11 protein-coding genes are annotated in these 10,980 nt (G+C 27.1%); all 11 read right to left on the bottom strand.

Features of this window, described 5'->3' with window-relative positions:
* Nucleotides 1-9: 9 nt before the first annotated feature.
* The 11 genes from L8X24_RS04295 to L8X24_RS04245 are packed head-to-tail and all read right to left on the bottom strand — an operon-like array spanning nucleotide 10 to nucleotide 10,893.
* The gene (locus tag L8X24_RS04295; protein WP_263663774.1) at nucleotides 10-783 is read right to left on the bottom strand and encodes a class I SAM-dependent methyltransferase; all 774 of its coding nucleotides are present in this window, start codon (nucleotides 781-783) and stop codon (nucleotides 10-12) included.
* Between the two features lie 49 nt (nucleotides 784-832).
* On the bottom strand, nucleotides 833-1,600 hold the full coding sequence (locus L8X24_RS04290; RefSeq protein ID WP_263663773.1) for a class I SAM-dependent methyltransferase: 768 nt from the start codon (nucleotides 1,598-1,600) through the stop codon (nucleotides 833-835).
* Between the two features lie 54 nt (nucleotides 1,601-1,654).
* Complete coding sequence (locus L8X24_RS04285) at nucleotides 1,655-3,481, bottom strand: DUF2972 domain-containing protein (protein ID WP_263663772.1); 1,827 nt, start codon at nucleotides 3,479-3,481, stop codon at nucleotides 1,655-1,657.
* Nucleotides 3,478-4,080, bottom strand: a complete 603-nt coding sequence (locus L8X24_RS04280) for an HAD family hydrolase (protein ID WP_263663771.1) — start codon at nucleotides 4,078-4,080, stop codon at nucleotides 3,478-3,480. The genes L8X24_RS04285 and L8X24_RS04280 overlap by 4 nt, the downstream gene beginning before the upstream one ends.
* Nucleotides 4,077-4,565 (bottom strand): YhcH/YjgK/YiaL family protein, encoded by a 489-nt coding sequence (locus L8X24_RS04275; RefSeq protein WP_263663770.1) that lies wholly within the window; start codon nucleotides 4,563-4,565, stop codon nucleotides 4,077-4,079. The genes L8X24_RS04280 and L8X24_RS04275 overlap by 4 nt, the downstream gene beginning before the upstream one ends.
* The gene (locus L8X24_RS04270) at nucleotides 4,565-5,239 is read right to left on the bottom strand and encodes a cyclase family protein (protein WP_263663769.1); all 675 of its coding nucleotides are present in this window, start codon (nucleotides 5,237-5,239) and stop codon (nucleotides 4,565-4,567) included. Before L8X24_RS04270 ends, L8X24_RS04275 begins: the two co-directional genes overlap by 1 nt.
* Nucleotides 5,236-6,111 (bottom strand): NAD-dependent epimerase/dehydratase family protein, encoded by an 876-nt coding sequence (locus tag L8X24_RS04265; RefSeq protein ID WP_263663768.1) that lies wholly within the window; start codon nucleotides 6,109-6,111, stop codon nucleotides 5,236-5,238. The genes L8X24_RS04270 and L8X24_RS04265 overlap by 4 nt, the downstream gene beginning before the upstream one ends.
* Nucleotides 6,104-7,057 (bottom strand): phosphoglycerate dehydrogenase, encoded by a 954-nt coding sequence (locus L8X24_RS04260; protein ID WP_263663767.1) that lies wholly within the window; start codon nucleotides 7,055-7,057, stop codon nucleotides 6,104-6,106. The genes L8X24_RS04265 and L8X24_RS04260 overlap by 8 nt, the downstream gene beginning before the upstream one ends.
* Nucleotides 7,054-7,818 (bottom strand): HpcH/HpaI aldolase family protein, encoded by a 765-nt coding sequence (locus L8X24_RS04255; RefSeq protein ID WP_263663766.1) that lies wholly within the window; start codon nucleotides 7,816-7,818, stop codon nucleotides 7,054-7,056. The genes L8X24_RS04260 and L8X24_RS04255 overlap by 4 nt, the downstream gene beginning before the upstream one ends.
* Nucleotides 7,815-8,489, bottom strand: coding sequence for a cytidylyltransferase domain-containing protein (locus L8X24_RS04250; RefSeq protein WP_263663765.1), 675 nt, complete (start codon nucleotides 8,487-8,489; stop codon nucleotides 7,815-7,817). The genes L8X24_RS04255 and L8X24_RS04250 overlap by 4 nt, the downstream gene beginning before the upstream one ends.
* Nucleotides 8,479-10,893: a glycosyltransferase family 2 protein gene (locus L8X24_RS04245; protein ID WP_263663764.1), complete on the bottom strand. Its 2,415-nt coding sequence runs from the start codon at nucleotides 10,891-10,893 to the stop codon at nucleotides 8,479-8,481. The genes L8X24_RS04250 and L8X24_RS04245 overlap by 11 nt, the downstream gene beginning before the upstream one ends.
* Nucleotides 10,894-10,980: the final 87 nt, after the last annotated feature.

The raw sequence follows: 10,980 nt of genomic DNA, 5'->3' as shown, positions 1-10,980 counted from the left end.
ATCACTCTTTTATATTTTTTTTGCACTCCACGATCTTGTTGTGTATTTGATATCAAATTCACTTGGTAATTCTTGTTTTAATTTATCAGCAATTTTCTCAAACAACTCATTACCTTCTTTAGTCTCAAGATCCCAATAAGGATTTTTTACACTTTTCCAAGCATTGATATAATTATCTACACTTTGATGAAAGTAAAAATCTTCTTCCAAATAAATAATATTATCAAAAAGCTCTTTATGTGCTTCTATAATAGGGCGTTGATCTTCTCTTCTTGTACCTCTTGTATAATTTGGAACAAAACTAACGATAATATCTTCTGCTATTTTCTGAATAGGATCATTTAAATCTCTATGATTCCACATGCAAGTAAAATAACATCCCTTTTTGAGTAATCTATAGCTTTCTTTTAATGCCATTGATCTATCCATCACATTAAAGCTACTTCCAAAGCTCACCCAATCAAACTCTCCATCTTTCAAAGTAGAGTCAATACCAGTAGCTCTTACCCATTCTACATCTTGACCTTGAGTTCTTTCTATACCAATTTCACGCATTGCATCATTTGGCTCAACTGCTACCACTTTACAAGCTCTCTCTAAAAGCATAATACTCAAATTCCCTGTACCTGCTCCAATATCTGCAATTCTTATTTTAGAACTTTGACTAGTTCTTTTGGCAAGCTCTACTAGCATATCTATACTAAGTGGTGCATAATTTGGTCTGTATGAGTAAAATTTTGCATGCTTAGTATAATCCCAAACTTGTTCTACTATTTTTTCCATTTTTTTCCTTTAACTTTAATAGCAAAGCTAAAAAAGCTAAAGGATTTTACTATGCCTTATGCACCGTCCATGCACGGATTTTATAAGGAATTTCAATCATATCCATAGAAGAAATTTTATTTTCTATCATTTTTAAAATTTCTTCCCATCTAGCTTTTCCAGCTTGTGCTTGAATGTCATTTACAGAATGCCAAGCCCCAAGATAACGTTCTTTACTCCAAAGCTCTTTATAATCGCACTCCATAAAAAAGCAATCCTTGAAATCTCCAGTACTTACTAAGATTTCTTCCCAATTTTTAACATTTTGAGTTCCACTACTTACACGAGTAAGCTCTGGTACAATATGTTTAATTTCCTCTTCAATTTCATAAAACACAGAGCCTTTAGCTATATGGCGTGGATTCCATATGGCAGTGAAATACCCCCCCCCTGCAAGCACTCTTGCGAACTCAGGTAAGGATTTTTTAGGATCTGTCCAGTGAAAAGAACTAGCCATAATCACCCAATCAGCATAATTACTAGGCATAGTGGTTTCTTCTCCACTACCTTTGTGCCAAGTAATCTTTTGTGAATTGCGAGTAAATTTAATACCTTCTTCACGCATATTATCATTTGGCTCGACTGCATCTATACAAAGGTTAAACTCATCAGCGAGCATTTTAGTAAGCTTTCCCGTACCCGCTCCTACTTCTACAACTTTTAATGTGTTTTTATTTTGATCATTTACACATTTTATGAGCTTTTCTATAAGCATACTTGAGTATGCTGGTCTATTATGATAATGTTTTGCAACTTCACTAAAGTCACCTTGTTTCATGAAACTCCTTTGAAAATTATTTTATAATTATATATTATATTTTTTATATTCTGATTAATTATTTTCTATTTGTTTTTGTTCTATTTTTTCTTCACCATCCAACTCCTCACACATTTTTTCAAATTCTTGATAGTATTTCCAAGAGGCAACTATATTTGGACAATGTTTTTTACAAAAATCTACCATTCCAACAAGAAAAAGATTTTTTAATTTCAATCTCATATTTTGATTTTCATATAAATATCGTAAAATTTCTTCAGGCTTAATTTTTTTCGCATTTTCCAATACTAATATATTAGAAATATACTCCATCAAACCATTAATATATTTTTGTATATTGAAAAATAAAGTTTTATTTTTAAAAATATTTTCATAATCTTTATCGGGCATATATATAATAACATTTTGAAATTTCTTCCTTATATCTTCACTAAAAAACTCTTGCGATCTATCTACTTTATTAGAATTTGAGTGCAACTGCTTAATCCCAATGAAAATTTCGATTTCATCATTAATAACTTTTTCTTTGATAGTAATAGGAAGATAATAATACAACAAACCTATGGCTTGACCATAAAAAAAATTATCCTCTTTTGGAATATCCAAGCTAAAAGATTTACATATTTTTTTAATTGCCTCAAAAGTTTTATTACCACTAAATTCAGAAGTGTCAATAAACAAATTACATGTTGCTAAGTTCATCAATTTACTACAAATTACATTTTGCACTATTACTTTCGTTTTTAAATTATAAAATTTCGCATTAATCAATTCAACCGAAGGAATATCAACAATATCTTTTTTTACAGAAAAGAAATAAAGTGGTTTTATAATGTCGCTATATTTTTGTTGCATGTTGATACAAGAAACCTTATCACAGCTAGGCCAATTTATAGCATGTGCTATTAATAATATCGGGTCACGAACGACACATAACACTGGAATACTTTTATCACAATCCAATAAACTAAAAAATTTAGAATCATCTTGAAATTCCGATTCTATTAAAACAAGTGCTTTATGTTTTAATTTTTTATTTAACAATAAATTATAACTACAACAATAACGCTCAATTCCACTAAATCTAAAAGTATGTGGTTGCCAAAATAAATTACACCTATTTAAAAACTGCCTTAGAGCTACAATACCAACCCCATGACTCCCAACAACCAAAAATTTATAAGTTTTAGGCAATGGAAGATTCAAATCCCAAGCTAATTTAGGGTCTATATCAATATAATTTATTTTAACCGGATTTAATAAAGGCGGGTAAAGATGATTTTTTTGTTTGTATTTTTCTTTAAATTCATTCGATAATAACCAAGATTCTACGGTATTAAAATGTCGAATAAAAAAATCAAAATTACGAAAAATATTTTCCAATATAGATTCATAATCCTTATGTTGTTTTAAGATATTAGTTAAATCTTGAATTTTTACTTTATGATACTTTAAAAATGAATTATATAAATAGTAATGTAGATTTCTAGGTAATAAATTTACGACTTCACGAATATTTCTATATAATCTATATTTTTCTTTCAACAAGAAAAATAATTTAACATACCCACCTTTATACCAAGTTTTATGAGCTTGAATCAAAGCTTCTCCCAATATATAAGAAAGATGATATTTATATTTTATGCTTTCATTATAGTCTTTACAAGATTCTACTTTAGGATATGCAAGCTGAGGAAATATTTTAATAGCTTGTTTATATAGTTTTTGTTCTTTAAAGTGCTGTTGTTTTATCTTATATAATTTATATGCTAAATTTATATACCTCACCTTACTATGTTGTTTTTTATGATCTATGATAGCAAAACCTAGTTTATAAGCGAGTGAATTTTTTATTCTATATTCCGCACTATCAAAATTCATTGCATAAATCCTTTGTAATTAAAATTTTTGAAACCATAAAAACAAATCTTATTATTTAGTGCAACCTCAAAGTCATTAACACTATCTCCAATTAAAATTGTTTCTTTATTTTGATAGTTGTTACTTATAAGTATATTTTTTACTAAAATATCTTTTTTTGTAGGAGAACCATGGATACTTAAAAAATATTGTGATAGCTTTAATTTATCACAAATCTCAAGCAAATCTTGCTCATCTGCACCTGATGCTATATGCATATTGTAACACTTTTGATTTTTTTTAATAAAATCAAAAGTTTCTTTTATAATATGCCTAGAATTGCTTAATTTCTCTTTTGTAAGCTTGGAATATTTTTTTGCATATTTTAAAATTTCACCATCTGAAATTTCTCTATGAATGATATTTTCAAAAAAATATTGAATTTTTTGATATCTAGAAATACCTCCATTTTTTAAATGAAATTCTAGCAATTCTTTCACCTTATTTTCAGGAAATTCTTTAAAAAGTTCAGCAAAGGCTTGTGTTTTTAATCCCACAGAATCAAGTATAACACCATCAAAATCAAAAATAATATTTTTTATATTTTCTATATTTATCATATCTTACACTTTATCACAGTTTTTATTATATAAGAATCATCTTCTATGCTTAAACCTGGCATATGCACATCCTCAGGATAAAAAATAGCAATATCATTTTCATTTAAAATCAAACTAGAAATTAAGAATTTAGGTTTTTTATATATAATTAAATCCTTGGTTTCATCATATTCTTTTTCAACTTCAAACAATTCTTTATCACCAAATTCAATCTTTTCTTTGCCGCTTACAATAAGCTGAATATCTATATAATCTTTATGAGATTCAAAAAAAGCTTGATTTTCATTTTTAGTAAAATAAGTTTGTTCTAGAGCAAAAATATCTTTAGTAAGTTCAATTTTTTCAAATGCTCCTATATTATACGCATGTAATCTCTGGAATTCTTTACTATTTGGATTAGTACAACTAGACAAATAACTAAAAATCAAATTTAGATCTTTTATATTATATCTACCAATATCTCTTAGTTTACAAAAAATAGCCATTACAATATCTCTGCTATAACCGTACAAGGCAATCCATCAGAATTTTCAATTCTTAATGGTGCAACTATAAGTTTTTTTATATTATTCTCTTTGGGTATTTCATTTAAATTCATATCTTCTAAAAGTAAAATTGGTTTTTTTGGATCTAGAAATTTTCTATGCGCAATTCTACCCAATTCTCTATTTGTAAAACTAGAAATAGAAATGCTATCAAAACCAAACAATCTAACATTAGGAAAAAATTCTCTAATATAATCAGCTATATCAGGATGAAAACCAAAATTTTCCCTCCAATATACCTCATCATTTCTCTTGGCACCATTACCTGTTTTTACAATAATGGCTTCGATTTTTATTTTATCTTCTACTTCTGATAATTTTTGAACTAAATTTTGATTAATGATAATGTCACTTGAATTAATTTCAACAAATAAAACATAATTAAAAATAAAATCACTACAACAAAAGTCATTTATACTTTGTCCATCAGAAAAAAAGTGCAATGGCATATCAATGTGTGTTCCATTATGAACACTTGTTGTTATTATGGTATGGTTTGCAATATCATTATGCTCTATAGAACTTTTTTTTGTTAAATTCACCTTATCACTATTACCATAAGTTGGAGTTGCTTCATTTAGACAATAAGATAAATATATATAGTTAGTCTTCATAAATATTTCTTTTCAATATTTTTCATACATTCCAAGATACCTTGTCCCATATCAATATGGGGATTTGCTACTAATTTTTTACTTCTAGTTGGATGAAAAGAATATGGAGTAGTTTTATAGTGATTATGATAACCCGAAGATTTTAACAAAATCTCTATTTTACCTCCAAGCATTTCATTTATCATTTCAAACAATTCTTTTCTTTGCATTCTTTCTGTACCAGTTAAAATCAAATGCTCATTTTCAAATTCACTATTCTCTATAATTTGCAAAGCCAATTTTGCAACATCATAAGCATGGATATATTCTCTAATTTCTTCACCATCACCACTATGAGAAATCTTTCCATTAAGCATTGCTTCCTTAACTAGATTATAAATATAATTATTATAATATTCTTTTTCTCCATATACTGAGCCATAACGAATAATGGTAAATTTTAACCCGAATTTTTTATAATATTCTTCGATAATTTTTTCAGAAGTTAATTTACTAATACCATAAAAAGACCCTTTATCGCTCATAGCATAAGCACTACTTGCATAAATATATCTTTTTATTTTATATATTTTGCATCCTTCTAAAATATGCATATTTCCTATAACATTTAATTCTAAAGTTTTCAAAGGATTTGCTATGGCATCATCTAAATTAGCAAAACCTGCAAAATTGAATACTATATCCACATCCTGACATAAAAGTTCAACTTCCTTTTTTTGCATAATATCACATTTTCTAAAATACTGCATTGGAATACTATCACATGGATTTAAATCAGCATATAACACATTGTAATTATTAGTCAACAACTCCTCTACAACATAGCTGCCTATAAAGCCTCCTCCTCCAAAAACTAATACCTTTTTATTCATTTTCAAAAATCTCATTTTTTAAAGAAATATTGTTTTTATATCTTATTGCTTCTTCTACAGCTTGTGTTTCCATATCTGTTCTACTTTCTATAGTACTAGCACCCATATGGCAAGTTAAAACAACATTATCAAGCTTTCTTAATTTACCTTTATATGGTTCTTCTTCAAAAACATCCACAGCCGCGCCAGCAATTATTTTATCTCTTAGAGCTATAAATAAATCTTGCTCATTTACTATACCACCTCTTGCAGTATTAATTAAAATAGCCGATTTCTTCATTTTTTTTAAATCATCAAATGTTAGATAATCTATTGTGTCTTTTTTTAATGGTAAATTTAAAGATATGACATCAGATTCTCTTAATAGTTTTTCTTTGTCTACTAATTTTATATTATACATCTTTAAAAAAGCAAAATCAGGATTTGGTTCACACACCTTAAAAGAAACATTGAAGGAAGATAAAAGTCTAATTAAACTTTTTCCTATTCTTCCCATACCAATAATACCAATTGTTTTACCATAAAGCAACATACCCATATGTCTATTCCAAACGCCCTGTTTTAAATTTACATCTGTAAAACTAATTTTTCTTGATAGATCGAGTATTAAACCTACGCATAATTCGGCCACAGCCATAGTAGGAGCATCTGGTGTATAAACAACCTTTATGTTATATTTGCGACATAGTTCAAAATCTATACCATCTAAACCTATACCAACTCTTGATATAAGTTTTAAATTCGGAGCATTTTGTAAAACTTCTTCTGTAATTTTTTCAGTTCCTGCTATCAAAATTTCAGCATCTTTAATATCATCGGCTAATTCTTGTGAAGTTATTTTTCTTCCATGATTGTTTAATCTCACATTAAATCCATTTTTACTTAACAACTTCAATGGATTTTCAGATGTTTCTCCGAATGGATGTGTTGAAACAAATACTTTCATTTTATATCCTTTTTGATAATTTCCATCCCCTTTATTGCATTATCACTCAAAAATAAAAAATCTATACTATAAGCTAAAAAAGTACAACCCTCATAGATTTTTTCCTGAAGTTTTTTTGGATCAGTTTCTATCACATGAAAACCTGAAGGAATATTGTATCTTTTACAGCATTTCAAAACTTTAGCAATAGCTTCTTTTACTTCTACTCTATGATACTCCCCAGGAAAACCTAAACTACCAGATAAGTCATATGGTCCTATAATAACTCCATCAATTCCATCTGTTTTTATTATTTCTTCTATATTTTCAACAGCTTCATAATGCTCTATCTGAGCAATAATGATAAGATTTTCATCAACCCATTGTTTATATTCTTCAAATTTTAGCCCATAATTTTGGGCTCTAAATAAGCCCACTCCTCTTTTCCCCATTGGAGGATACTTTGCAAATTCAACCGCATTAATGGCATCTACTTTATTTTTAATCATAGGGACTATAATACCATCAGCTCCCATATCTAAAACTTTCTTAATAATTACCTCTTCATTTTTACTCACCCTAACTAATGCTTTAATCTTTTTAGATTGAATAGTAATTATTAAATTTTGCACCGTTTCGTAATTCATCGATGTATGCTCAAAATCTATTACAAGCCATTCAAAACCTGCATTTGACATAAGCTCAGCAATACAAGGATGACCTATACTTATCCAGCTACCTATAGTTAGTTCATTATTTTGCAATTTTTCTTTTAAATTCATATTATATCCCTATTTTTATATAACAATTCTGCTAGGGTAAAATCTTCAGGATTATCTATATCAACAGCCTCAAGTTTATTCATAGGAAATATCTGCGGTTTCAAACCAATTCTTTTTTTACCAGCCAAACTAAAAGATTCTTTAGAAAAAATATAAAAGTTAGAATTTTCTTCGTACATAGGTTCTAAATCCTGTGTTCTTAAAAGCTCATTTGGATTGTGATTTATAGCCTTTGCATTCTTATCATAAAATCTAGTCTGTACTTTTGTAACACTAAATAGACTATCATACAAATCTAAACCATCAAAAAACTTTTTAATAGCTATATCAATAGTTGATGTTTTTAATAAAGGATTTGTACTATGCGTTTGTAAAAAATATTCACCATTACATTGGGTTAAATCATAAGCTATAATGTTATTCATAGATACAAAATCACCTTGAATTTCTTTAGGTCTTTTAATGATTACAACCTTATCCCTAAAATTTTTTTTAGCATCAAAAGCTATAATATCACTATCGGTATTAATAAGTATTTTATCAATATAATTAGATTTCAATAAAGATTTCACAATAGCATGATACAAAGGAAAACCATCAAATTCTCTCATATTTTTATTTTTAACTCTTTCTGAGTTCCCTTTCATTGGCAACAAAGCATTAATTTTCACATTTTTCCTTTAAAATATGACATAAAGCAATATTTATATCAATATACTTTCTTAATGAAATATCTACTTTTTTATAATTCTCTAGTGCTCCAAAATAATCCTTTTGACTAAAACACAAATTAGCTTTCCTTATTGCCTGCGTATTATCCAAATTAAACCCTATAATACTATCAATATCTAAAACAATTTTACTATTTGGGTATCTTTGCTTTAATAAAACAAATTTATCTAAAAAAAGACTATCATTAGACAAAATATCACTAGTTTTTAAAACATGTATTTTGAAAGTTCTAATAAAGGAAACTCTCATTTTTTCAATAAAATCAATTGTCTTATCATAAAAAATATCTGTGTAATTGGTATTTTCCAAAAAATCTTTCCAAGTATAAAAATCACATTTAAAAAAAAGCATAAAAAAACTAGATATACTTCTCATACGAATAATTTTTGATTTTATATCCTCTTTTTTATTTTCATCAATCATAGACTTTATTATATCATCGGAAAATATTTTATCTACTATTGCTAATAAATTATTTTCATGTAATTCATAGTTTTTAAGAACCGTAGATTCAGAATGCACTCGATAGGTTGAAATTGAATCGTAAACAAATTTTGAATTTAAATTATTCTTAAGCAAATTAAAATTAGCCAACCAATCTTCACCATTTGAACTTTGCTCATCAAAATGTAATAATTTTATCACATCTCTTTTTAGCATCATTGTATTAAATGAGATAGGGTTTCCATAAATACAATCTTTAACGGTCACCGTAGATCTTTTACCATATTCTATACCTAGATAATTATCATCTTCATCAATAAATTGTATTATTCCATGAACAATCTTTGTTTCTTCATCACGCATAAGAATACTATAACGAATATTCAATGAATTACCCAATACAGTGTCATCTGCATCTAAAAAACAAACCGCTCTTCCAGAAGATAATTTAATTCCTGTATTTCTTGCTCCAGATACTCCTTTTTTTCCAAAATTTTGATAAATTTTTATTCTTTTGTTTGACCGTGCCATTTTCATCAACAATTGCAAACTAGAATCATCTGAAAAATCATCTATTGCTAGTATTTCATAATCTAAATAACAAGTATTCTCTATAGATTTAATGCATTTTTCAATAAATTTTTCAACATTATACACAGGAATAATAATCGATAATTCACATTCTCTTTTTTTATACCAATCTATCATTATGATATTATCTACAATTCTATCTTGTAAAGGTTTAATATAAGATGGAGTTAAACTAAAAATTCTTTTTTTATTTTTTTCTGCCAATTCAAAAAATTGAGAAAGAAAATTAATATGCTTGTTATAATAATCATCATATTTTATATCAAAAAAACCCTTATGGGCTATTTTAATATCTTGCATTTTATCATTTATTTGCACTTCTTTATTATGACTCCAAAAATAAGAATTATTTTTTATCGGACGTCCGTCACAACCAGTAATATATATTTCCTCCCCTAAACTCGTAGCCAAAGGAAGTTGAAATAAGGTAAGAATATTATTTGTTGTTTTAACTTCCAAAGAATCAAAAATATTAAAATAAAATGGGCTACTATCTTCACTTGGTATTTTAAAGAAAATAGGCACTAAAAAATCTATCATATAATCAGGTAAATAGGTGCTATATATATGGTAATCTCTTAAAGGTACTACAATAGGACAAGGATTTAAATCAAAAACGCTAATTAATGACTCTCTAAATTTACCAGCATAACTTGAAGGCCCTGCGTGAAAAATTGGATCTGCTATAACAAAAATCTTAGGCTTCAATTTTTTTATAACATCTTGGTTGACCACCATACTATTGCATGCAATTACACATCCATCTTCATAGTTATATTTTTCACTATAACTGAAATTAGGCCCTGTACCGAATAAATATATCTTTTGTGTTTTCAATCCTTCTAATAACTCAAAAATTTTATTTTTTGAGATTTTTTTATATTTTGAATATAATTTAGGAATTTTTTCTGCGAACCTCAAATAAAAAGAATCTCCATATGATAAATTATTATGATCAACTCTTATTATTTCAAAATTCAGATTTGATTCTTTTTTAATATTTAATAATTCTTCACGATATTCTTCATTTATAAGAAAAACATATTGTAAATTTTCAAAATAATTATTGTGTATTTTTTTATATAAAACAATTTTTTTTCTAGGAATTTTATCTAAATATTTTAATATAGATAAATCTAGATACTTTGGAAATTTATTCAATATCATTCTGTTATCAAAATCAAAATTAACACATAGATAAATTTTTTCAATAAATTCTTCTAATGGCCACAAATACCAAATAGCTCTTGAGATAATGTCTACAAAATCTTCTTCATTTTTAAATTCCGGGTAAAAACCTATTTGCATATATCATCAACCTCTTTTATGTATTTTTACACATATAAATATTTTATATGGTAACATCCACAACTTTAAAGGATTTTTAAAGCTAGC

This window comes from Campylobacter sp. CNRCH_2015_0814 (assembly GCF_025772765.1).
Taxonomy (GTDB): Bacteria; Campylobacterota; Campylobacteria; order Campylobacterales; family Campylobacteraceae; genus Campylobacter_D.
The sequence above is the reverse complement of the archived record's forward strand: the minus strand, read 5'-3'. Positions and strand labels throughout refer to the sequence as shown.

Bases quoted from the DNA above. Each gene is read 5' to 3' on its own strand.
- L8X24_RS04260 (WP_263663767.1), bottom strand. From the start codon at position 7,057: ATGAAAGTATTTGTTTCAACACATCCATTCGGAGAAACATCTGAAAAT.
- L8X24_RS04285 (WP_263663772.1), bottom strand. From the start codon at position 3,481: ATGAATTTTGATAGTGCGGAATATAGAATAAAAAATTCACTCGCTTAT.
- L8X24_RS04275 (WP_263663770.1), bottom strand. From the start codon at position 4,565: ATGGCTATTTTTTGTAAACTAAGAGATATTGGTAGATATAATATAAAA.
- L8X24_RS04245 (WP_263663764.1), bottom strand. From the start codon at position 10,893: ATGCAAATAGGTTTTTACCCGGAATTTAAAAATGAAGAAGATTTTGTA.
- L8X24_RS04295 (WP_263663774.1), bottom strand. From the start codon at position 783: ATGGAAAAAATAGTAGAACAAGTTTGGGATTATACTAAGCATGCAAAA.
- L8X24_RS04270 (WP_263663769.1), bottom strand. From the start codon at position 5,239: ATGAAGACTAACTATATATATTTATCTTATTGTCTAAATGAAGCAACT.
- L8X24_RS04265 (WP_263663768.1), bottom strand. From the start codon at position 6,111: ATGAATAAAAAGGTATTAGTTTTTGGAGGAGGAGGCTTTATAGGCAGC.
- L8X24_RS04290 (WP_263663773.1), bottom strand. From the start codon at position 1,600: ATGAAACAAGGTGACTTTAGTGAAGTTGCAAAACATTATCATAATAGA.
- L8X24_RS04255 (WP_263663766.1), bottom strand. From the start codon at position 7,818: ATGAATTTAAAAGAAAAATTGCAAAATAATGAACTAACTATAGGTAGC.
- L8X24_RS04280 (WP_263663771.1), bottom strand. From the start codon at position 4,080: ATGATAAATATAGAAAATATAAAAAATATTATTTTTGATTTTGATGGT.